Genomic DNA, 24,071 nt, shown 5'->3' with positions numbered 1-24,071 from the left:
TATAATGCAAAGATAGAAAAATTAAGGATTAGGGATTAAGGATTAAGGATTAATTTTATTGTAATCTCCATCCCCTAATCCCTGCCCCCTATCTTCAGTCTTGATAATAAACACGTTTTACCCGCGTAGAAACGCTTGTCAACACCTCATAAGGAATAGTTGCAAGCGCATCGGAAAGAACGGTTATAGGCAGATGATTACCAAAAATTTCCACACTGTCACCCTCCTTGCAATCGATGTCCGTTACATCAATCATACAGACATCCATGCAGATATTCCCTACATAGACAGCCCGTTGGCCGTTTACAAGACAATAGGCATGTCCGTTTCCAAGATGGCGATTCAGACCGTCGGCATAACCAATGGGAAGAGCCGCTATACGTGACGGACGGGTGAGATGCCCTTTCCGGCTATACCCAACCGTATCCTCTTCAGGAACATCACGTATTTGGAGGATGGTAGTCTTTAACGTGCTCACATTATTCATAATGGAATTGTCTATGGGATTGACACCATAAAGACCGATACCCAGACGCACCATATCGAATTGCGCCCCCGGGAAACGCTCGATACCTGCAGAATTGCAGATATGGCGAAGTATCTTATGCGGAAAAGCTCCCTGCAATTCCATGGACGCTTTTTCGAACATTTCTATCTGCCGGCGTGTAAAACTGTCGAATTGCTGCGAATCGCTCCCTACCAAATGTGAGAAGACGGAACGGGCAATCACGGCATTCTGTCCCTTCAGCCGTTCTATCAGCCGGGGCATATCCTCCGGAGCAAACCCCAGGCGGTGCATACCGGTATCCAGCTTTATGTGGATGGGGAAGTTTGTGATACCTTCCTTTTCCGCTTCTTTAATCAAAGCGTCCAGCAGATGGAAGCTATATACTTCGGGCTCCAGCTTGTAATCGAACATGGTCTTGAAAGCAGTCATCTCAGGATTCATGATAATGATGTTCGCTGTGATACCCGCTTTGCGGAGTTCGGAGCCTTCGTCGGCAACTGCCACAGCAAGATAATCGACATGATGTTCCTGCAAAGTCTTGGCTATCTCATAAGAACCTGCACCGTAAGCGGAGGCTTTCACCATGCAGACCATCTTTGTTTCCGGCTTCAACTTGCCACGATAATAGTTCAGATTGGCAATCATCGCTCCAAGATTAACCTCCAGGATAGTTTCGTGCACCTTCTTCTCCAATACTTCCGTCAAGGAGTCAAAACCGAACTTACGTGCACCCTTAATCAGAATAATTTCGTTTTCAAGGCGCAGTTCCCCACGCTGGATAGTGCGTATCAAAGCTGCCGTATCCGGATAAAAGGTCTTCTCTATATTAAAGCGTGCAGCGCAGGAAGAGATTTCATTTCCTACACCTATGATGCGTTCAATGCCGCGGCTGTTTACCAGCTGTGCCACTTGTCGGTAAAGTGTCGGCGTATTCTGACCGGTCTCCAATATATCCGAAAGAATCAAGGTCCGCCTCAATCCCTTACTTTGCGAACGGCGGTAAAGAAAATCGAGTGCAATATCCAATGAGCCAAGGTCAGAATTATAACTGTCGTTAATCAACAGACAGTTGTTTTTTCCCTCCTTGACTTCCAAACGCATGGCGATGGGTTCCAGCTTTGCCATACGTTCCGTAATCCGTTCGGCAGGAAGCATCAGATAGAGGCATGCGGCCAGACAGTTCAGCGAGTTCTCGATGGAAGCATCATCTATGAACGGCAAGGTAAACGTATTGTCCATATCCAGATAACGATAGGAAATGACAGTACAGTCATCCTGTTTCTCCACTTTACTTATATATAAAGGACGTTCCATATCCTTCCGGCTCCACGCAATCTCACGTGCAGAAAGCATGGACTTCGCCACACAGTTGCTGACGAACTCATCGTCACCATTATAAATCACTACATCACAATTCTTGAAAAGCATCAACTTCTCCATACACTTCTCCTGTAACGAGAAGAAATTTTCCTGGTGAGCCCCTCCTATATTGGTCAGGATGCCTATGGTAGGCTTAATGATGTTCTGCAAAGCGCGCATTTCCCCCGGTTCGGAAATACCGGCTTCAAAAATAGCAAGTTCAGACTGTTCGTTCATCTGCCACACAGACAAAGGTACTCCAATCTGGGAGTTATAACTACGGGGAGAACGGATAATGGCACGTTCCGGACTGAGCAACTGGTGCAGCCATTCCTTCACAACTGTCTTTCCGTTGCTTCCCGTAATACCGATGACTGGTATCTGGAACCGGTTCCTATGCTGTTCTGCCAGTTTTTGCAGGGCTTTCAGCGGATTGGAAACAATAAGGTAGTTGACAGTGAAAGATTGAAAATGGATAGCGGGTTGCTGCGCATCATTATCAATTTTCAATTCTCCATGCTCAATTAATCTAAAGCTTTCTTCGCTAAGCACAAAATTACGTACTCCACGGGCATATAAATCTGCGATATAGCGCGCACCGTCATTTCTCTTGGTGGTCAAGGCAAAGAATAATGTTTCCTCAGGAAAATTCAGGGAACGGCTGTCTGTGAGCAGCCAGTCTATGGTAGCCGGCACGTTTCCCACACGCCGTGCGCCAATACTTTCGGTTATGCTTTCAATCGAATACGACATATTTCTCTCTCTTTTTGGAAATCTAAGTACGGGTATTTTCCGTTAAGTTGGTCTATTTTTAACACAATTTGTCCTAAAAAACGCTTATACTCTTCTGAAGCAGGATAAAATGGCTTATGCGACAACATCTTACGGATATTTTCACTTTCTTCCATAATCCGTAACGCATCGGCAGAGATGCACGACCGAATAAACCTTTCCCAGATATAGCGAATGGCTATTTCAGAAGGATGCACCATGTCTTCTGCATAGAAGCGATAGTCACGAAGCTCGTCGAGCAACAGCTCGTATGCCGGAAAATAGAAAACATGTTTTGGGAAAGTGGCTTGCAACTGATTCACGGCAAGCAGCAAGGTAGCTTTACTGAGCTGGTTGGCATGCATTCCGTCACGCACGTGGCGGATGGGGCTGACGGTAAACAATATTTTCAGCCGGGGAATCCGCGCCAGCAAACCGGAAAGCAAAGAGGTGTAGTCAGACACTATTTCACTGACGGAAAGCATGTGACGAGTAAAGCAAGACTCAGGTTGCTTATGGCAGTTGGCAACTATAGTTCCCGTCTTTTTATTTTCATATACCCAAGCAGAGCCGAAAGTCAGTAGCAGACAATCCAACCGATCCAATCTTTCATGGGCGCTTTTCAAACGTCCGTTAATACCTGCCAATGTTTCCTCTGCAGAGACTGAGGAGAAGCTACCATGATGCATGGCACTGTGCCAAAGTCCATGAAAGAGGAAAATGTCGTTTTCATTGTAGCATTTGCCCGCAATGATTTCACGCAATGCCACAGAAATGGAAAAAGGATTATAAAGCACACCATAAGGATTGACGTCACAACAGAACTTGGCATCCGCCAGCCTTTGTCCCATCTCGGATGCAAAACAAGAACCCATCAGCAACAGATTATTCTCTTGCGAAAGAAGGGGCATACCGGAAACTACTTCTACAGGCGTATAAAGATTCATAAGCTCGGAATAAAAAAACATTCACATTCGGGAAAAAGGATGTACCAACCTACTTGCTACGCCACAAAGATAGTAAATTTCAATATATAACGGTCGAAACATAAAAAAGGCAGGTAATATAACCTTCCATTATATCACCTACCTTAAATACTATATATTCCATTAATACCAATTAACCGTAGGATCAGCCACCCAATTTGCAAAATCTGGATATTTATTATTAATAGCCTGACGCTCAGAAGTCCAGTCATATCTTGTCTCTACACGTATCTTCTGCGGAGCTTTGCCTACCTCCGCTTTCAGTGTATATACTTCAGCATTTTGACCTTCCACTTTGATATTTACGGCACCAGTACCGTTAACTCTATACATCACCGGAGCCTTAGTTGCTCCAGCACCCGTATTTATCATTGTAGTACTAGAAACACTAAAGATCTCATGAACTTCACGACTATCACCGCCTACCTCAATATACAAAGGCAAAGTACCACCCGCAGCCTGCAGGGTAATGATAGTTGTTCCTCCATTGGTCGCTACATCAAACACGACATCGTTGAAATCAAAATCGTCACTGTCTCCAAGGTCTTCCGCTATGATTCTGTACGCATTTGTATATACGGCCGGAGAGATCTTTACAATCCAATCACTATAATACCCATCTGCAGCTACTTGTTGATTTGGGTTCTGGCCGGTAGCTTCAAAGTCAAATCCCACATAATAAGCACCCTCAATATATTGTATAGTATAATTATAGTGCATTTTACTATCCAAAGAAGCCCTATAGCCAAAAGAAGACGTCCCACTATTCTGCATTAGCATTATAGCTCCCTCAGCAGCATTAAAATTATTGATATGATCATCTGATGCCGCAACCAAAAAATCCATATCAGAGCGTGAGCCACTTACATGTTGAACAAAAAAGTCGGTCCAATCCACACCAATGGATTGTGGATTCTGATGTGTTTCAAACCATTTCGTAACCACTTCTTTTTCTATAGCCGTAACACTCCCCGGTACTTCCGCAAAATCTCTCCATTGATTGCTATTAGTGTTAGCAACACGCGTTGTCGGTGTTACCCCAAATCCCCAATCCTGATTAACTGCAATTTTTCCATACTTCCGCACGAAAGCCGATGCATACTGTGCCTCTTTCTTAGCCACCGCCTTTTCCGGGTCGAACAGATCGCTATCAGAACCGCAAGCGGAAAAAAACACTACGCTCACAATAGCCAAAATTCCAAAGTTAAACTTTTTCTTCATATCATTCATTGTTTATTCATTTAGCAATTCGTGGTTACGCCCCATTCCGGCACATATTACAACTAAGAATGCCATCATGTACAATTCATAATCGTATAACATATTGATAAATAGGACATATTCTACTTTGCAAATATAGATAATATTATATTAACAACAGTCCAAGCTCCTAAAAAAGTTGCAATAAATAGTTTGCAAAGTTGCATTTTTCAACAAGTGTTAAGTTTAAAGCATCTCTTATCATAGATGCACACATACGAGAGTACAAGTCAATCTTTGAAAGGATTAATATCTTTGCTTGCCAAAACTAAATCATTCCTATATGGAGAAAAAATCGTTCCACCATGGTGGAACGATTTTTCTACCAGGATGGAACAATATTTTCTCCATGGAGGAACGATTTACCATCAGGCATCTTTTTCCTTAATTATAGGCAGAACAAGAAATGCAATTTATACAGAGAAAGTAAAAACCGAAGTGAACAAAAGAGGCTTTTTTTCCTTCTAAAACTTCCCGTCATCCGTTTTCTTTTGCTATTTTTGCATTTTGTAATCTTCAGATTAGAAATGAGAACAGAACCAACAACATATAACTTGCTTAGCACCATTACATTTCCCGAGGATTTACGCCAACTCAGCGTAGAAGAGCTTCCTGAAGTCTGTAAAGAATTGAGGCAAGACATTATAAAGGAGGTTTCGTGTAACCCCGGACATTTCGCAGCCAGTCTGGGCACGGTAGAGCTGACCGTTGCCTTGCACTACGTATTCAATACTCCGTACGACCGCATAGTCTGGGATGTAGGCCATCAGGCATACGGGCACAAGATACTGACCGGACGCCGTGAAGCATTCTCCACCAACCGTAAATTCAAGGGAGTTCGTCCTTTTCCCTCACCAGAGGAAAGCGATTATGACACATTCACCTGCGGACATGCGTCAAATTCAATCTCCGCCGCCCTTGGCATGGCTGTTGCCGCTGCCGAAAAAGGCGAGAAGGACCGCCATGTAGTGGCCATCATCGGCGACGGAAGCATGAGCGGCGGCTTAGCTTTTGAAGGACTGAACAACGCTTCGTCCACCCCAAACAACCTTCTTATCATTCTCAACGACAATGATATGTCGATAGACAGAAGTGTAGGTGGCATGAAGCAGTATCTTTTCAACCTAACTACCAGCAACCGCTATAACCAGCTGCGCTTCAAAACTTCCAGACTGCTATTCAAAATGGGACTTTTGAACGAGGACCGCCGCAAAGCGCTGATTCGCTTTGCCAACAGTCTGAAATCAATGGCCGCCCAGCAGCAGAATATCTTTGAAGGGATGAACATCCGCTACTTCGGTCCTATCAATGGACACGATGTGAAAAACATAGCCCGTGTCCTGCGGGACATCAAAGATATGCAGGGACCGAAAATACTGCATCTGCACACTGTAAAAGGAAAAGGATTCGAACCTGCCGAGAAGAATCCCGATATCTGGCATGCACCGGGCAAGTTCGATCCGAAAACCGGAAAACGCCTCAAGGCAGATACCAGCAACCTGCCTCCGCTTTACCAGGACGTGTTTGGGGAAACACTGGTAGAACTGGCAAAGGAAAATCCGAGAATCGTCGGAGTAACCCCCGCCATGCCCACTGGCTGCTCTATGAACAAGCTGATGGACACCATGCCCGACCGTGCCTTCGATGTGGGTATTGCCGAAGGACATGCAGCCACTTTCTCGGGCGGTATGGCAAAAGAAGGAATGCAACCTTTCTGCAACATCTACTCCTCCTTCATGCAGCGGGCATACGATAATGTCATCCATGACATCGCCCTGCTCCGCCTCCCCGTCGTACTTTGTCTGGACCGCGCCGGACTGGTGGGAGAAGACGGACCGACCCACCACGGAGTTTTCGACCTGGCCTATTTCCGTCCGATTCCCAACCTGACCATATCTTCACCGATGGACGAACATGAATTGCGCCGCCTGATGTACACGGCACAATTGTCAGACAAAGGTCCGTTCGTCATCCGCTATCCCCGCGGACGCGGCGTATTACTGGACTGGAAATGTCCGCTGGAAGAAATCCCCGTAGGTAAAGGGCGTAAACTGAAGGAAGGTAAAGACCTGGCAGTCATCACCCTCGGTCCCATAGGCAACGTAGCCGCACGTGCCATAGAGCGCGCAGAGAAAGACAAAGGGATCTCCATAGCCCATTACGACCTGCGTTTTCTCAAACCGCTCGACGAAGCCTTGCTGCACGAGGTAGGACTCAACTTCCAGCATGTCGTCACCATAGAAGACGGTGTCAAAAAAGGAGGAATGGGCAGTGCCATACTGGAGTTCATGGCAGACAATGACTATATCCCCCATATCAGACGTATCGGTGTACCCGATGCCTTCATAGAGCACGGCACCATACAAGAGTTGCATCATCTTTGCGGAATGGACGAAGAAGGAATCTATAATCAATTGATAATTGATAGTTGAAAATTGACCGTTTAAGTATCTACCCCATATGTCAACTATTAATTATCAACTATCAACTAATTAAAAGTGAAAATAATTATTGCAGGTGCCGGCGCAGTAGGCACACACTTGGCTAAATTGCTGTCCCGCGAGAAGCAGGACATCATTCTGATGGACGACAACGAAGAAAAGTTGAGCACCCTAAACTCCAACTTTGACTTAATGACGGCTACGGCCTCCCCTACATCCATAAAAGGCTTGAAAGAAGTGGGAGTGAGAGAAGCCGACTTGTTCATAGCCGTCACCCCTGATGAAAGCCGGAACATGACCGCATGCATGCTGGCAAACAATCTGGGAGCACAGAAGACCGTAGCCCGCATTGACAACTACGAATACCTGCTGCCCAAAAACAAGGAATTTTTCCAGAAGCTGGGTGTCGATTCACTCATCTACCCGGAAATGCTTGCCGCCAAAGAGATCGTATCCTCCATCCGCATGAGCTGGGTACGCCAATGGTGGGAATTCTGCGGAGGCGCCTTGATACTGATAGGCACCAAAATACGCGAAAAAGCCGAGATACTGGACATCCCTCTCCACAAACTGGGCGGACCGGAGCTGCCCTATCACGTGGTAGCCATCAAACGGGGAAGCGAGACACTGATTCCCCGCGGTGACGATACCATCAAGCTACATGACATCGTATACTTTACCACCATCAGGAAATACGTCCCCTACATCCGCAAAATAGCTGGCAAGGAAGATTATGCTGATGTGCGCAACGTAATGATTATGGGTGGAAGCCGAATTGCCGTACGCACCGCCCAATACGTCCCGGACTACATGCAGGTGAAAATCGTGGACAACGACTTGAACCGCTGCAACCGTCTGACCGAGTTGCTTGACGACCGCACCATGATTATCAATGGCGACGGGCGGGATATGGACTTACTTGTGGAAGAGGGACTGAAAAACACGGAAGCCTTCGTTGCCTTGACCGGCAATTCGGAGACCAATATTCTAGCCTGCCTTGCCGCCAAACGCATGGGAGTCAGCAAAACCGTAGCAGAAGTGGAGAATATAGACTACATAGGCATGGCTGAAAGCCTTGACATCGGCACTGTCATCAACAAAAAGATGATTGCCGCCAGCCACATTTATCAGATGATGCTGGATGCGGACGTCAGCAATGTGAAATGCCTGACCTTTGCCAATGCCGATGTAGCGGAATTTACCGTTAAGGCCGGCTCAAAGATTACCAAACATCCGGTAAAAGACCTCGGCCTCCCGAAAGGAACCACCATCGGCGGACTTATCCGTCAGGGGGAAGGCGTCGTGGTTATGGGTAATACCTTGATACAACCGGGTGACCATGTGGTGGTATTCTGTCTAAACATGATGATTAAGAAAATCGAAAAATACTTTAACTAATAGAGAATGAGTCGTTGGTAAATGATTAACTTCAAGACAATCATACGGATTATCGGTATTCTGCTATTGCTGGAAACAGTCATGTTTCTGGTCTGTTCGAGCGTGTCTTTCTACTACAGAGAAAGCGATATGCTCGATTTCTGGAAAGCAGGAGGTATCACAGCAGGGATAGGCTTATTGCTGGCAGCTCTCGGTAAAGGAGGTGAACGGCAACTGACGCGCCGTGACGGATATGTACTGGTCAGCTTTGCCTGGGTGGCATTCTCTCTTTTCGGAATGCTGCCTTTCTATATAGGCGGATACATACCCGACATTGCCGATGCATTCTTCGAGACCATGTCCGGTTTCAGCAGTACGGGTGCCACTATTTTGGACGACATCGAGTCACTTCCTCATGGAATACTGTTCTGGCGCAGCATGACACAGTGGATTGGCGGCTTGGGAATCATCATGTTCACCATTGCAGTGCTTCCTATCTTCGGAGTCAGTGGTCTGCAGGTATTCGCAGCCGAAGCAAGCGGCCCCACACATGACAAGGTTCATCCGCGTATCGGTATCACCGCCAAGTGGATTTGGAGCATCTATACCGGCATAACCACTTTACTTGTCTGCCTGCTGATGCTTGGAGGCATGGACTGGTTCGACAGCATCTGCCATGCATTTGCCACTACCGGCACCGGTGGATTCTCTACCAAGCAGGCCAGCGTTGCCTACTATAATTCTCCTTATATAGAATATGTCATCTCCATCTTCATGTTTATCTCCGGTATCAACTTCACTTTAGTATTATTGTTCGTCAACCGGAAATTCAAGAAATTCATCAGCAACGCCGAGCTGAAATTCTATTTCAGCTCAGTCGTATTTTTCACTGCAGTCATAGCCATCGCGCTCTATTATACCAGTCCCATGGGGATGGAAGAATCCTTCCGCAAATCCTTGTTCCAGGTAATTTCCCTTCATACGTCCACCGGCTTTGCAACGGATGACTACATGCAATGGTCGCCCGTCCTATGGGGCCTGCTTACCATCATCATGCTGATGGGAGCGTGTGCAGGCAGTACCACCGGAGGCTTGAAATGCATACGTATGGTAATTCTTACCAAAGTATCACGGAACGAATTCAAACACATCCTACACCCCAATGCCATACTTCCGGTACGAATAAACAAGCAAGTCATATCTTCCTCCATTGTCTCCACCGTACTGGCTTTTTGCTTTATTTATATCACCATTATAGTTATCAGCACACTGCTTATGATGGCTATGGGAGTCGGAGCTGAAGAGTCAATAGGCTGCGTTATTTCCAGCATCGGTAATATGGGACCCGGATTGGGTGAAACCGGACCTGCCTATTCGTGGAATGCCCTGCCCGATGCAGCTAAATGGCTATTATCCCTTTTAATGCTTCTGGGACGTCTTGAGTTATTCACCGTACTACTGCTTTTCACACCTGATTTCTGGAAACGAAATTGATTTAGGATAAAAAGTGTAAAAATAACCATTTTTGTTATGCGGGGATAGCAAAATGAGCAAGACTTATTATATCTTTGCGCCCTTGAAAGAGAGATTTGTGGTATGAAGCAATGCATCAAATACTGTTTAATCATTATCTTTGCAGCCCTATTGCACGACAGTGCAATAGGAGTTGCGGACATTTTGTGTGTTCCTGCCACCCGACAAGCAGAATGCTGTACGCTGTCACAAGCTCCTACCACCCAACAAGTAGTCCAGAAGTTCTACGACTTGTTTTCACCAAACTCCCTCTGCATAGAGCATGTGGATCATACGCAAGTACCAACCAATAAAAACGTACTCCTGCGCATGTACATCTACAAGATGCAGCAGTATGCTTATGCACCGGAATGCGACCGTTTGTTAAATCTGTCTCCTCATCCCGTACCCGACGCAAACTATTATGTGTTCGGACTAAGAAAGATTATCATTTAGAAGGCCTGCAAGCGCAAATGCTTGCCCCTTGACCTCGCCCCGGACAACATTCAGTTTTTTGTCCTCTGGTACGATGTATCTATTATTATATATCTAAAATCTTATCAGGTTTATGAACTTTACTTTGTTAGTGGTCGTCTTATTGACGGCAATCGCTTTCGTGGGTATCGTCATCGCGCTCTCCAATGCGATAGCACCCCGTTCGTACAATGCACAGAAGATGGAACCGTACGAGTGTGGCATCCCTACCCGCGGTAAATCGTGGATGCAATTCCGGGTAGGTTACTATCTGTTTGCCATCTTGTTCCTGATGTTCGAAGTGGAAACGGTATTTCTGTTCCCTTGGGCAGTCATCACCCGCGAACTTGGCGTGGCAGGACTTTTCAGTGTTTTATTTTTCCTGATTATATTGATTCTGGGTCTTGCTTATGCCTGGAGGAAAGGAGCTTTGGAATGGAAGTAACAAAGAAGCCGAAAATTAAATCTATCCCTTATGAGGAGTTTACAGACAACGAAACGTTGGAGAAACTGGTTCGGGAACTTAATGCCGGAGGCGCCAATGTTGCCCTTGGCGTACTGGACGATTTCGTCAATTGGGGACGCAGCAACTCACTGTGGCCTCTTACGTTTGCAACCAGCTGTTGCGGTATCGAATTCATGGCCCTCGGCGCAGCCCGCTATGATATGGCGCGCTTCGGGTTCGAAGTAGCCCGTGCCAGTCCGCGCCAGGCAGATATGATTATGGTTTGCGGGACAATAACCAACAAGATGGCTCCCGTTCTGAAACGTCTTTACGACCAGATGGCCGATCCAAAATATGTAGTAGCCGTAGGCGGCTGTGCCGTCAGCGGAGGCCCGTTCAAGAAATCCTATCATGTGGTGAACGGTGTGGACAAGATTCTGCCGGTGGATGTCTACATTCCCGGTTGCCCTCCGCGTCCGGAAGCATTCTACTACGGCATGATGCAATTGCAGCGTAAAGTGAAAATAGAAAAATACTTCGGTGGAGTAAACAGAAAAGAAGAAAACCACTAATCAGCACTTAAATATATGGAAATAAAATACATAGAGCCCTCAGCCCTGCACGACGAAATGCTGCGTCTGCGGAAAGAGAAACAGATGGACTTTCTGGAATGCCTCAGCGGTATGGATTGGGGAATACCCGACGAGAAAGACACACCGGACACTCCCCGCGGACTCGGTGTAGTCTATCTGTTGGAATCTACCGTTACCGGCGAACGGATAGCGGTACGTACCGCCACTCTAAACCGGGAACATCCCGAACTCCCTTCCGTCAGCGATATCTGGAAAGCTGCGGATTTCAACGAACGCGAAGTCTACGACTTTTACGGTATCGTTTTCATCGGTCACCCGGATATGCGCCGACTCTATCTGCGCAATGACTGGGTAGGCTATCCCATGCGTAAGGACAATGAACCGGAAAAAGATAATCCGTTACGTATGGACAACGAAGAAACGGTAGACACCACCATGGAGTTGGAGCTGAATCCCGACGGTAGCATCAAAAATAAGGAGATGCAACTTTTTGGTGATGAAGAATATGTGGTGAACATCGGTCCCCAACATCCGGCCACCCACGGCGTAATGCGCTTCCGTGTATCATTGGAGGGTGAAGTCATCGACAAGATTGATGCCAACTGCGGCTACATCCACCGGGGTATCGAGAAGATGTGCGAAAGCCTGACCTATCCGCAGACTTTGGCTCTGACCGACCGTCTGGACTATCTGGGTGCACACCAGAACCGCCATGCCTTGTGCATGTGTATCGAAAAGGCAATGGGCGTGGAAGTTAGTGAACGCGTGCAGTACATACGTACCATTATGGACGAGTTGCAGCGAATAGACTCTCATCTGCTGTTCTACTCTTGTCTTGCTATGGACTTGGGTGCATTAACGGCCTTCTTCTACGGTTTCCGCGACCGCGAAAAGATACTCGACATCTTTGAGGAAACTTGTGGCGGACGCCTCATCATGAACTACAACACCATCGGTGGCGTGCAGGCGGACATTGCTCCCGGCTTCGTAAAGAAAGTGAAGGAGTTCATCCCCTACCTCCGCGGTATCCTACACGAATATCACGACGTATTCACCGGAAACATCATTGCCCAGCAACGTCTGAAAGGTGTGGGTATACTCTCACGGGAAGATACCATCGCCTTTGGAGCTACCGGAGGCACCGGACGCGCCAGCGGATGGGCCTGCGACGTGCGTAAGCGTATGCCGTATGCCGTATATGACAAGGTGGACTTTAAAGAAGTCATCCGCACCGAAGGTGATTCATGGGCACGCTACCTTATCCGTATGGATGAAATTTTGGAGAGCCTGAAGATTATCGAGCAACTGATAGACAACATCCCGGAAGGAGCCTACCAGGAAAAGATGAAACCTATTATCCGCGTACCGGAAGGCACTTATTATGCAGCCGTAGAAGGTAGCCGCGGTGAATTCGGCGTCTTCCTCGAAAGCCACGGTGACAAAACGCCTTACCGCCTGCACTTCCGCAGTACGGGTTTGCCATTGGTATCGACCGTAAACACGATTTGCCGCGGAGCTAAAATCGCCGACCTTATAGCCATTGGCGGAACATTAGATTATGTAGTACCAGATATTGATAGATAAAAGAATTTACGATTTGACAATTCACAATTTACCATGCGGAATTACAGCGCAGCCAAATTGTAAATTGTACATTGTAAATCAAAAAGCGCCTCGTAAATTGTACATTGTAAATAGTAAATAGTAAATGAACAACGTGTTTGACTTTAGTATAGTAACCAACTGGATACACCAGATGCTGACTTCCCTGATGCCGGAAGGTCTGGCAATATTCCTCGAATGCGTGGTGATTGGCGTATGCATCATCTTGATGTATGCCGTGCTTGCCATCATCCTGATTTACATGGAGCGTAAAATATGCGCCTTCTTCCAATGCCGCCTCGGTCCGATGCGCGTGGGGAAATGGGGATTGCTCCAAGTGCCCTGCGACGTCATCAAGATGTTGACGAAGGAAATCATTGATTTGAAATTTTCTGACCGGTTCCTCTACAATCTGGCACCGTTCATGGTAATCATCGCTTCTTTCCTGACATTTGCCTGCCTGCCCATCAACAAGGGATTGGAGGTATTGGACTTCAATGTAGGAGTGTTCTTCCTGCTGGCTGCATCGAGTATCGGCGTAGTGGGTATCCTGCTGGCAGGCTGGAGCTCCAACAATAAATTCTCGCTGATTGGAGCCATGCGAAGCGGTGCGCAGATTATCAGCTACGAGTTGTCCTGCGGATTGAGCATACTGACAATGGTAGTGTTGATGGGAACCATGCAGTTCTCCGAAATAGTAGAAGGACAAGCTGACGGCTGGTTCATCTTCAAGGGACATATCCCTGCATTGATAGCCTTCATCATCTACCTCATTGCCGGAAATGCGGAAACCAACCGTGGTCCCTTCGACTTGCCCGAAGCCGAAAGCGAGTTGACTGCCGGATACCATACGGAGTACAGCGGTATGGGCTTCGGATTCTTCTATCTGGCGGAATATTTAAATCTGTTTATCGTAGCCTCCGTGGCAGCCACCATCTTCCTGGGAGGCTGGATGCCGCTACACATCGTAGGTCTGGACGGCTTCAACGCAGTGATGGATTACATTCCGGGCTTTGTATGGTTCTTCGGAAAGGCCTTCTTCGTAGTCTTCCTGCTGATGTGGATAAAGTGGACTTTCCCCCGCCTGCGTATTGACCAGATTCTGAATCTGGAGTGGAAGTACCTGGTACCCATCTCTATGGTGAACTTGATTTTGATGGTATTAATTGTAGTATTTAAATTGCATTTCTAACCGGCGTAGCGCCGGAGCAAGATTTCCTTGCGGATAATTTTAATAAAGGCAAAAGTAATGAAAGAAAAGAACTCTTATATCGGCGGACTCATACACGGCGTCACTTCTCTGCTGACGGGTATGAAGACAACCATGACCGTATTCTGCCGACGAAAGACTACCGAACAATATCCGGAAAACCGCTCGACATTGAAACTCTCCGACCGTTTCCGTGGCACGCTGACCATGCCCCATAATGACAAAAATGAACATCGGTGCGTGGCTTGCGGCTTGTGCCAGATGGCTTGTCCCAACGACACCATCAAGGTGACCGGCGAGATGATTGAAACGGAAGACGGCAAGAAAAAGAAGATATTGGCTAAGTACGAGTACGACCTCGGTTCGTGCATGTTCTGCCAACTCTGTGTGAATGCCTGCCCTCACGATGCCATCACGTTCGACCAGGATTTTGAGCATGCTGTGTTCGACCGCACGAAACTGGTCATGACGCTGAACCGTCCGGGCAGCCATGTAGAAGAAAAAAAGAAACCCGCTGCTCCCAAAGAAGAGACAACAAAGTAATTCGTTAATAGTAACTTGTAATTAAACAACATGGAAATAACTCTTGAAACAGTAGTATTCTACTTCCTTGCGGCCTTTATCACCGTATTTTCCATCTTGACGGTAACGACCCACCGCATGGTGCGCTCGGCCACCTACCTGCTGTTCGTGCTTTTCGGTACGGCAGGCATCTACTTTCTGCTGGGTTACACCTTCCTCGGTTCCGTGCAGATTATGGTCTATGCCGGCGGTATCGTGGTACTCTACGTCTTCTCCATACTGCTTACCAGTGGCGAAGGCGATGTCATCGAGAAGTTAAAGCGTAGCAGATTCCTTGCCGGACTGGGTGCCACCGTGGGCGGTGCCATCATCGTAGTATTCATCACTTTAAAGCATAAGTTCATTGCCACTACCGACGTGGAGCCTTTGGAAGTCAACATCAAGACCATCGGTCACCACATGCTGAGCGGTGACAAGTATGGTTATCTGCTTCCCTTCGAAGCTGTCAGCATTTTATTATTGGCATGTATCGTAGGCGGATTATTAATAGCACGTAAAAGATAAGAATTATGATACACATGGAATATTATCTGATAGTTTCGGCTATCATGTTCTTCGCAGGCATCTATGGGTTCTTTACCCGCCGCAACACACTGGCGATACTTATCAGCATCGAGCTGATTCTGAATGCCACGGACATCAACTTTGCGGTGTTCAACCGTTTCTTATTCCCTGGAGGACTGGAAGGATATTTCTTCTCTTTATTCTCCATTGCCATCTCGGCGGCCGAAACGGCTGTAGCCATTGCCATCATGATCAACATCTACCGTAACATCCGCAGCATCCAGGTGAACAAACTGGATGAGATGAAATGGTAAGAGCCAAAATCGCCAAACGATGTTTCTTGAATAGTAATAATTGATAAACATAGTATATATGGAATATACAATATTAATCCTTCTGCTCCCTTTCCTCTCTTTCCTCGCCCTGGGACTTGGAGGTAAATGGATGTCGCACCGCATTGCCGGCCTTATCGGAACTGCAGTACTGGGCCTGGTCGCAGTGCTTTCCTATCTCACCGCAGGAATGTACTTCAGCGCTCCCCGCCTTGCTGACGGTACGTACGAGACGCTGATGCCCTATAACTTCAAATGGCTGCCCTTCACAGAAAGCCTCAGTATCGACATGGGCATTCTGCTTGACCCGATTTCGGTCATGATGCTCGTAGTCATCAGCACCGTTTCGCTGCTAGTACACATATACTCTTTCGGTTACATGAAGGGCGAACGCGGTTTCCAGCGCTACTACGCCTTCTTGTCGCTCTTCACCATGTCCATGCTCGGACTGGTAGTGGCTACGAATATCTTCCAGATGTATCTTTTCTGGGAGTTGGTGGGCGTGTCCTCCTACCTGCTGATTGGTTTCTACTATACGAAACCCGCAGCTATTGCTGCTTCGAAGAAAGCATTTATCGTTACCCGTTTTGCTGACCTAGGTTTCCTTATAGGTATCCTTGTCTATGGATATTATGCCGGCACATACACCTTCAGCCCCAATGAGATGGCGCTGGCAAAGGGCGGTGCGGCCATGATTCCGCTTGCCTTGGGACTGATGTTCATCGGTGGCGCCGGAAAGAGTGCCATGTTCCCGTTGCACATCTGGCTGCCCGATGCCATGGAAGGTCCTACGCCAGTCAGTGCACTGATTCATGCCGCCACGATGGTGGTTGCAGGGGTCTATCTGGTGGCACGCATGTTCCCGTTGTTCATAGAGTATGCTCCCAGCGTGCTGCACATCGTGGCATACGTAGGAGCTTTCACGGCATTCTATGCCGCCAGTGTGGCATGTGTGCAGAGTGATATCAAACGTGTACTGGCATTCTCCACCATCTCCCAAATCGGTTTCATGATGGTGGCGCTGGGTGTATGTACATCAGCCGACCCGCACGAAGGGGGACTGGGCTACATGGCAGGCATGTTCCACTTGTTCACACATGCCATGTTCAAGGCATTGCTGTTCCTCGGAGCGGGTAGCATCATCCATACCGTACACAGTAACGAGATGTCTGCCATGGGCGGACTGCGGAAGTATATGCCCATTACGCATATCACGTTCCTCATCGCCTGCCTTGCCATTGCAGGTATCCCGCCGTTCTCCGGATTCTTCTCCAAAGATGAAATCCTGACGGCATGCTTCCAGTTCAGCCCCACTATGGGATGGATTATGACAGTGATTGCAGGTATGACAGCATTCTATATGTTCCGTCTTTATTATGGTATCTTTTGGGCCGGCTCAGAGCCGGGACAAAAGTCGGCAAGTGATGGGGGCGACAGCCACGTGCCTCACCCCCACGAGAGTCCACTGGCGATGACCCTGCCCCTGATGCTCCTGGCTGTTGTTACGATAGTTGCCGGTTTCATTCCTTTCGGACACTTCATCAGTTCCAACGGTGAAGCATATAGCATCCATCTTGATTGGAGTGTGGCAGGTACAAGTATCGTCGTAGCAGTGGTTGCCATAGCCATTGCCACCTACATCTATGCAGGTAGCCGGCAGCCCGTTGCCAACGCACTGGCACGCCGTTTCAAAGGCCTATGGACAGCAGCTTACCACCGCTTCTACCTGGATGAAGTTTACCAGTTCATCACCCACCGCATCATCTTCGGCTGCATCTGCCGCCCCATCGCCTGGTGGGACCGCCACGTGGTCGACGGCTTCTTCAACTTCCTTGCCTGGAGTGCCGAGGCTACCAGTGACGAGATACGCGGTCTGCAGAGCGGACGCATCCAGCAATATACATTTGTATTCCTGCTGGGCACGCTGGCATTGATACTGCTACTATTGCTATAACCCGAGATCTTTCAATCGTAAATCGTAAATCGTTAAATCGTAAATATAAAGATGAACTTTTTATCATTATTTGTACTCATCCCCTTGCTGATGTTGCTGGGTCTTTGGCTCAGCCGCAACATCGCACAAATACGTGCGGTGATGGTGACCGGTGCATCGGCTCTGCTGGTTCTTTCTGCAGCATTGACCGTAATGTACCTCAATGCACGCCACGCCGGTGCCACGGATGAAATGCTGTTCCGTGCCGACATGGCCTGGTATCCTGCACTCAACATCCACTATTCGGTAGGAGTAGACGGTATTTCGGTAGCCATGCTGCTGCTTTCGGCCATCATTGTCTTTACCGGAACATTCGCCTCCTGGAGGCTGCAACCGCTGACTAAAGAATATTTCCTTTGGTTCACCTTCCTTTCCATCGGTGTGTTCGGGTTCTTCATCTCAATAGACTTGTTCACCATGTTCATGTTCTACGAGGTAGCCCTCATTCCCATGTATCTGCTTATCGGTGTATGGGGGTCGGGACGCAAGGAGTACTCTGCCATGAAGCTGACACTGATGCTGATGGGCGGCTCCGCCTTCCTGCTTATCGGTATCCTGGGTATCTACTACGGTGCCGGAGCCACCTCTATGAATCTATTGGAAATAGCACAGATGCACAATATTCCCATCGAACAGCAACGTATCTGGTTCCCGCTCACTTTCCTCGGTTTCGGTGTGCTGGGCGCTCTGTTCCCGTTCCACACATGGAGCCCCGACGGTCACGCCTCCGCACCGACTGCCGTATCCATGCTCCATGCCGGTGTATTGATGAAGCTGGGAGGTTACGGTTGTTTCCGCATAGCCATGTACCTGATGCCCGAAGCTGCACAGGAACTGGGATGGATATTCCTGATTCTTACCGGAATCTCCGTAGTATACGGCGCATTCTCCGCTTGTGTACAAACCGACTTGAAGTATATCAACGCCTACTCTTCCGTCAGCCATTGCGGTCTGGTGTTGTTCGCCATTCTGATGATGAACCAAACAGCTTGCACGGGTGCTGTTCTGCAGATGCTCTCTCACGGACTGATGACAGCCTTGTTCTTCGCCCTTATCGGTATGATATACGGACGTACCCATACGCGTGACGTCCGCGAACTCTCCGGTCTGATGAAGATTATGCCTTTCCTGGCTGTCTGCTATGTAATCGCCGGTCTTGCCAATCTGGGATTACCCGGACTCAGCGGTTTCATTGCCGAAATGACCATCTTCACCGGTTCGTTCCAGCATCCCGATACGTTCCACCGCGTGTGGACAGTCATTGCATGCAGTTCCATCGTGATTACAGCAGTCTATATCCTGCGACTGGTAGGAAAGATTCTCTATGGCACCTGCACTAACAAACATCACCTCACTTTGAGCGACGCTACCTGGGATGAACGCACAGCGGTCATTATCCTCATAGCATGCGTTGCCGCCCTTGGTATGGCACCATGGTGGATTAGCGGCATGATTGGAGACAGCGTATTGCCGATAGTTAATGCACTGTAAATTGTAAATAGAAAATTGTAAAACAATAAATACATAGTCATGGATTATTCTCAATTCCTCCTGCTCAAAGAAGAGCTTTCGCTGATATTGGTCATCGTCATCCTTTTTGTCGCCGACCTCTTCATGAGTCCGGATGCACACAAGAATGACGGCAAACCGGTGCTGAACACAATGCTGCCAGTTGTTCTGCTGACCATACATACACTTATCACCATCGTTCCCGGTCCTATGGCCGATGCCTTTGGCGGCATGTACCACAACCAGCCTATACAAAGCATCGTGAAATCCATCCTCAGTATAGGTACACTGATTGTATTCCTGATGGCCCACGAATGGATGCGCCGTCCGGACACTGCCATCAAACAAGGTGAGTTCTACATTCTGACACTTTCCACCCTGCTGGGTATGTACTTCATGATTTCCGCCGGCCACTTCCTGATGTTCTTTATCGGCCTGGAAACGGCAAGTATCCCAATGGCAGCATTGGTTGCCTTCGACAAATACCGCCATCACTCTGCCGAGGCAGGTGCCAAATATATTCTCACGGCACTGTTCTCCAGCGGATTGCTGCTATACGGATTATCTTTGATTTACGGTACGGTAGGCACTCTCTACTTTGCCGACATACCGGCACGCCTCACCGGTGACCCGTTGCAGATTATGGCATTCGTATTCTTCTTCTCTGGCATGGGATTCAAAATATCACTGGTGCCTTTCCATCTTTGGACAGCAGACGTTTACGAAGGTGCTCCAAGCACGGTGACAGCCTATCTGAGTGTCATCTCTAAAGGCTCTGCCGCTTTCGTACTGATGACTATCCTCATCAAGGTATTCGCTCCGATGGTGGAGCAATGGCAGGAAGTGCTGTACTGGGTTATCATCGCCTCCATCACAATCGCCAACCTCTTCGCCCTGCGCCAGCAGAACCTGAAGCGGTTGATGGCTTTCTCCAGTATCTCGCAAGCAGGTTACATCATGCTGGGTGTCATCAGCGGAAGCGCACAAGGTATGACGTCGCTGGTATACTACGTGCTGATATATATGTTCGCCAATCTTGCCGTATTTACCGTTATCACGATTGTGGCACTGCGGGCAGGCAAGTTCACACTTGAAGACTATAACGGGCTGTATACCACTAATCCGAAGTTGGCGTTCCTGATGACACTGGCACTGTTCTCTCTGGCAGGCATCCCGCCGTTTGCGGGCTTCTTCTCGAAGTTCTTCATCTTCGCGGCAGCTTTCGAAGGCGGCTTCCATCTGCTGGTATTCATTGCCCTTATCAATACAATCATCTCGCTTTATTACTATCTGAAGATTGTAAAGGCAATGTACATCAACAAGAGCGACGAGCCGATTGCAGCATTCCGCAGTGACAACTATACACGTGCCAGCCTGGCCATTTGCACGCTGGGTATTGTGGTACTGAGTATTGCAAGTGTGGTATATCAATCCATCGATAAGTTCTCATTCGGATTATAACCGGAGGGTATCATCACTTACCACAAATTACGCAGATTGGCACAAATTATCTTTAGAAGTTCTGATAATCAAGAGCTTTGAGTTGTGTTAATCTGCATAATTTGTGGTGAGTGTGTATTTTAGCACATTTCCATACTATACAATCGGCAGCACAAACCAAAAGCATGAGCCTTTCCCCGGTTCACTGTCCACACCGATTGTGCCACCCAACTGCTCTATAATGCTCTTGCTGATAGAAAGCCCCAGGCCGGTGCCATGCACAAACGTATTCAGCTTTATAAAACGGTCGAATATCTGAGCCTGCATTTCCGGCTCAATGCCAAGGCCCGTATCGGCCACATAAAAACGCAAATGAGTTTCATCCACCTTATCATATCCTACACGTATACTTCCCGCAGTGGTGAACTTGATGGCATTGTTGACAAAGTTGGCTATGACCTGATTCAAACGGTTACGGTCACTGACAATCCGGCATTCCGGCAGATGATGGTCGAAGAGAACTTCCACACCCGGTTTAGCCTTCATCTTCATGAAGCGCACAATGTCCTCACATAGTACGTTCACGTCCAGCTCTTTTTCCACAAAGTCAAATGTCCCGGCCTCTATCTTGGACAAATCCAGTATGTCGGAAATCAGCTGCAACAGCAGGTCATTGTTTTCTTCGATAATCGCCATATACTGCCTTTTTTCCTCCATGTCCCCGGTCTCTCCCATCAGACTGGAGAAACCGACAATCGCATTCAGGGGCGTACGTATCTCATGACTCATATTGGCAAGGAAGGCACTCTTCAGACGGTCGGCGGTTTCTGCCTTCTCCTTGGCTTCAATCAGCATAGCCTCCGTCTCCTTCAATTCCGTAATGTCATAGTTGACGCCTATCAGCTCTATTTGTCCGTTCTCCGGTTCGAACAGATTGACAACCACATTGGTACGTACCCAGTTCCATTTTCCCTTTTCGCCCGGACGCTCAATGCGCATCTCTCCCTGGAAATGTTTGGCTTCGCCCACACGGGCCTTACTGAAGAAATCAAGCATCCTCCTGCGGTCACTGGGGTACATCTTGCTGTATATTCCCACGACATCTGCCAATTGGGTATTCTCGTCCTCTCCCATATTCTTATACCATTGCTTGATGGCATAGCCTTTCCGGTCGAGCAGGTTCAGCTTGGCATAACCTACCTTCGCATAATCCGATATAAGCAGGAAGAAATTCTCGAAATCACAGATACGGCTCATGGCATCAATCCGTTCCGTATTGTCGATGTTAATCATGGCATAGCCGGTAAAGTTACCTTTACTGTCATACACCTTGCTCACTTTCGTATAAAGATGTATCACATCCTTCGGCTGTTTGGAAGTGGAGTAATACCCTTCAGTCCGGTCGAAAGCATAATTCAGGCGGAAGTCGACCATATCCTCGGTCTGTATACGTTCTGCCAATTGGGCGGACACATTCGGGTTCTCGAATAAGTTCACTCCAATGACATCCTGTTTGTCACGGACCCCGAATATCTCCATATCCTTATTGTTGATGTCTACCAGGAATCCGTCTTTGTCATAGATTTCCACCCCGGCCGGTATATTGGCAAAGATATTCTTGAACAGTTTTTCGCTATGGTCCAAAGCCAGATGAGTCTGTACCGAGTCTGTCGTATCGAGGAATAACGCCACCACTTCATTCTTTTCCGGAGAGTATATCACCACGTGGCAGTGCTTGTTGGTGAGCTCAAAACACATGTCCATTTCCTTATGTGTCCCGGTGTTCACTATATCAAGCAGATATTCCAGTCTGGGGGCCGCCTCCCTTGAAAAAGACGAGGCAGTCTTGCCGATAAACGTCGACGCGGGTTTTCCCAGAAAATCGGCAAAGATAGAATTCGCATCTGTCACATAATACCCGTAGGGATTGTCCTTTTCATCACAGACAATGGACATCCGCACATACCCCAAAGGCATATAGCGGAACAAATTGCTGAGGAAAGTACGTTCACGCACAGCCTCATCCTTCGTTTTGCGCAACTCTATGCAAATGCTGATGACATTTGCCAACGAACTAAACCATTGGTAATCCTCGTTAGTCCACATTCGGGTACGGTCCACCAAATCAATGCCCATATATCCCCACACCTGGTCATTGGCAACCAGCGGAGTTACCATCAAGGACTTTATATTCTGTCTCGCCAGAATTTCATATTCGGCGTAAGCGTGCTCCGGCAGTTGCCCCAGCGTTTCCAGCAGAACAGGCTTTTGTGCCATAATCTGTGACGTCCACCACGGCAAGCTGTCAGCCTGGACTCCCTGAAGCATTTCTTTCTCAGGAGCCACTCCCGGAGCCACCACCTCGTATGTGCAGCTCTGGTACCGGCACTTCTCATCGTATTGGAATATATAGACACGCCCGCCGCGAAAGAAATCGAGAATATCTTTCAGTATGTCGTAAATGCCCGCACTGATATCCTCGTCTTTCAGGAAACGGAATAAGGAATGGGATATTGAGGTCTGCCGATAAAGCAAATTGTTCACTCTTTGCAAAGCCTGCTTCGCAGCTTCCTCCTTCGGCATCTCTACGCGCTGCAACACTCCGAAAGCCTTCAACGTACCATCCGGCAAATGCTCCTTATACCCCACGCGCGAGTAGACCCAGACCACTCCTTCAGTAGAATAGATAGGAAACGTCTGTTCATAGACCTCCATATTCTGAATGGCAAGGAACTCCCGGCTGATACGCGTCCGATAGTCTTCGCGTATCATTTTACCGAAATCCTCAAAGCTCAGGTATTCCCCTTCCAAGCCTAACAACTTACAGACATATTCGGAGCAGAGATACTGCCTTGAAGAAAAATCAGCCTCCCACCAACCTATCCGGCCAAGAATGGAAAGGCGCCGGAAACGTTCACTATCGTCACGATGAACAGCCATATATTTATCAATATTGGTTTGAGATACAAAAATAGCCATAAAACTCTAATAAGCAACCATTAGAAACCTTTTTCGTCCCAAGCAGCCTATATATAAGGATAACAAACAATCCGGAAGAATGTGCGGTAACCGAATCGTAATAAATTTGAAAATGAAACGTATGTGCCATGTATCACCGGTGTAATGTCATTGCCTCATCTTTGCAGCGGATTAAAAAACGTACAAAGAAAAGA

General features: G+C 47.7%; 18 protein-coding genes. 14 read left to right on the top strand and 4 right to left on the bottom strand.

Features of this window, described 5'->3' with window-relative positions; genetic code table 11:
• Positions 1-94 precede the first annotated feature (94 nt).
• The 3 genes from EYA81_RS11970 to EYA81_RS11960 form a co-directional block, all read right to left on the bottom strand.
• Positions 95-2,620 carry a bifunctional UDP-N-acetylmuramoyl-tripeptide:D-alanyl-D-alanine ligase/alanine racemase gene (locus EYA81_RS11970; protein ID WP_131225806.1) on the bottom strand — a complete coding sequence of 842 codons (2,526 nt, stop codon included), beginning with the start codon at positions 2,618-2,620 and terminating at the stop codon, positions 95-97.
• A complete protein-coding gene (locus EYA81_RS11965; protein WP_117599331.1) occupies positions 2,596-3,585 on the bottom strand; it encodes a GSCFA domain-containing protein in 990 nt (329 codons plus the stop codon). The genes EYA81_RS11970 and EYA81_RS11965 overlap by 25 nt, the downstream gene beginning before the upstream one ends.
• Positions 3,586-3,747: 162 nt before the next feature.
• Positions 3,748-4,845 carry a hypothetical protein gene (locus tag EYA81_RS11960; RefSeq protein ID WP_034525358.1) on the bottom strand — a complete coding sequence of 366 codons (1,098 nt, stop codon included), beginning with the start codon at positions 4,843-4,845 and terminating at the stop codon, positions 3,748-3,750.
• 566 nt (positions 4,846-5,411) lie between these two features.
• On the opposite strand from EYA81_RS11960, the gene dxs reads away from it, so the two are divergent.
• From dxs to EYA81_RS11890, 14 genes are all read left to right on the top strand, one after another.
• Positions 5,412-7,316 carry a 1-deoxy-D-xylulose-5-phosphate synthase gene (dxs, locus tag EYA81_RS11955; protein ID WP_034525360.1) on the top strand — a complete coding sequence of 635 codons (1,905 nt, stop codon included), beginning with the start codon at positions 5,412-5,414 and terminating at the stop codon, positions 7,314-7,316.
• A gap of 66 nt (positions 7,317-7,382) precedes the next feature.
• On the top strand, positions 7,383-8,723 hold the full coding sequence (trkA, locus tag EYA81_RS11950) for a Trk system potassium transporter TrkA (protein WP_005823949.1): 1,341 nt from the start codon (positions 7,383-7,385) through the stop codon (positions 8,721-8,723).
• A 21-nt stretch (positions 8,724-8,744) separates the two neighbouring features.
• Positions 8,745-10,196: a TrkH family potassium uptake protein gene (locus EYA81_RS11945; RefSeq protein ID WP_131225803.1), complete on the top strand. Its 1,452-nt coding sequence runs from the start codon at positions 8,745-8,747 to the stop codon at positions 10,194-10,196.
• Positions 10,197-10,298: 102 nt separating this feature from the next.
• Positions 10,299-10,670 (top strand): hypothetical protein, encoded by a 372-nt coding sequence (locus EYA81_RS11940; RefSeq protein WP_117599328.1) that lies wholly within the window; start codon positions 10,299-10,301, stop codon positions 10,668-10,670.
• 112 nt (positions 10,671-10,782) lie between these two features.
• On the top strand, positions 10,783-11,133 hold the full coding sequence (locus EYA81_RS11935; protein WP_005823956.1) for an NADH-quinone oxidoreductase subunit A: 351 nt from the start codon (positions 10,783-10,785) through the stop codon (positions 11,131-11,133).
• The gene (locus tag EYA81_RS11930; protein WP_005823959.1) at positions 11,124-11,705 is read left to right on the top strand and encodes an NADH-quinone oxidoreductase subunit B; all 582 of its coding nucleotides are present in this window, start codon (positions 11,124-11,126) and stop codon (positions 11,703-11,705) included. The genes EYA81_RS11935 and EYA81_RS11930 overlap by 10 nt, the downstream gene beginning before the upstream one ends.
• A gap of 15 nt (positions 11,706-11,720) precedes the next feature.
• Complete coding sequence (locus EYA81_RS11925) at positions 11,721-13,310, top strand: NADH-quinone oxidoreductase subunit D (RefSeq protein WP_131225801.1); 1,590 nt, start codon at positions 11,721-11,723, stop codon at positions 13,308-13,310.
• Between the two features lie 133 nt (positions 13,311-13,443).
• A complete protein-coding gene (gene nuoH, locus EYA81_RS11920; protein WP_009037156.1) occupies positions 13,444-14,520 on the top strand; it encodes an NADH-quinone oxidoreductase subunit NuoH in 1,077 nt (358 codons plus the stop codon).
• Positions 14,521-14,577: 57 nt separating this feature from the next.
• Positions 14,578-15,081: a 4Fe-4S binding protein gene (locus EYA81_RS11915; RefSeq protein WP_117599326.1), complete on the top strand. Its 504-nt coding sequence runs from the start codon at positions 14,578-14,580 to the stop codon at positions 15,079-15,081.
• 30 nt (positions 15,082-15,111) lie between these two features.
• Positions 15,112-15,624, top strand: coding sequence for an NADH-quinone oxidoreductase subunit J (locus EYA81_RS11910; RefSeq protein WP_005823970.1), 513 nt, complete (start codon positions 15,112-15,114; stop codon positions 15,622-15,624).
• A gap of 5 nt (positions 15,625-15,629) precedes the next feature.
• A complete protein-coding gene (gene nuoK, locus EYA81_RS11905) occupies positions 15,630-15,938 on the top strand; it encodes an NADH-quinone oxidoreductase subunit NuoK (RefSeq protein ID WP_005823972.1) in 309 nt (102 codons plus the stop codon).
• A gap of 58 nt (positions 15,939-15,996) precedes the next feature.
• Positions 15,997-17,910: an NADH-quinone oxidoreductase subunit L gene (nuoL, locus tag EYA81_RS11900; protein ID WP_119961798.1), complete on the top strand. Its 1,914-nt coding sequence runs from the start codon at positions 15,997-15,999 to the stop codon at positions 17,908-17,910.
• A 51-nt stretch (positions 17,911-17,961) separates the two neighbouring features.
• Positions 17,962-19,440, top strand: coding sequence for a NuoM family protein (locus EYA81_RS11895; RefSeq protein WP_117964860.1), 1,479 nt, complete (start codon positions 17,962-17,964; stop codon positions 19,438-19,440).
• Between the two features lie 39 nt (positions 19,441-19,479).
• A complete protein-coding gene (locus EYA81_RS11890) occupies positions 19,480-20,919 on the top strand; it encodes an NADH-quinone oxidoreductase subunit N (RefSeq protein WP_117599323.1) in 1,440 nt (479 codons plus the stop codon).
• Positions 20,920-21,054: 135 nt separating this feature from the next.
• Here the strand turns inward: EYA81_RS11890 and EYA81_RS11885 are convergent, their stop codons facing one another.
• Positions 21,055-23,838 carry an ATP-binding protein gene (locus EYA81_RS11885; protein ID WP_022402329.1) on the bottom strand — a complete coding sequence of 928 codons (2,784 nt, stop codon included), beginning with the start codon at positions 23,836-23,838 and terminating at the stop codon, positions 21,055-21,057.
• Positions 23,839-24,071 lie beyond the last annotated feature (233 nt).

The sequence above is a fragment of the Bacteroides sp. A1C1 genome (genome assembly GCF_004328515.1).
Taxonomy (GTDB): Bacteria; Bacteroidota; Bacteroidia; order Bacteroidales; family Bacteroidaceae; genus Bacteroides; species Bacteroides uniformis.
This window is presented reverse-complemented; position numbering and strand designations above follow the sequence as displayed.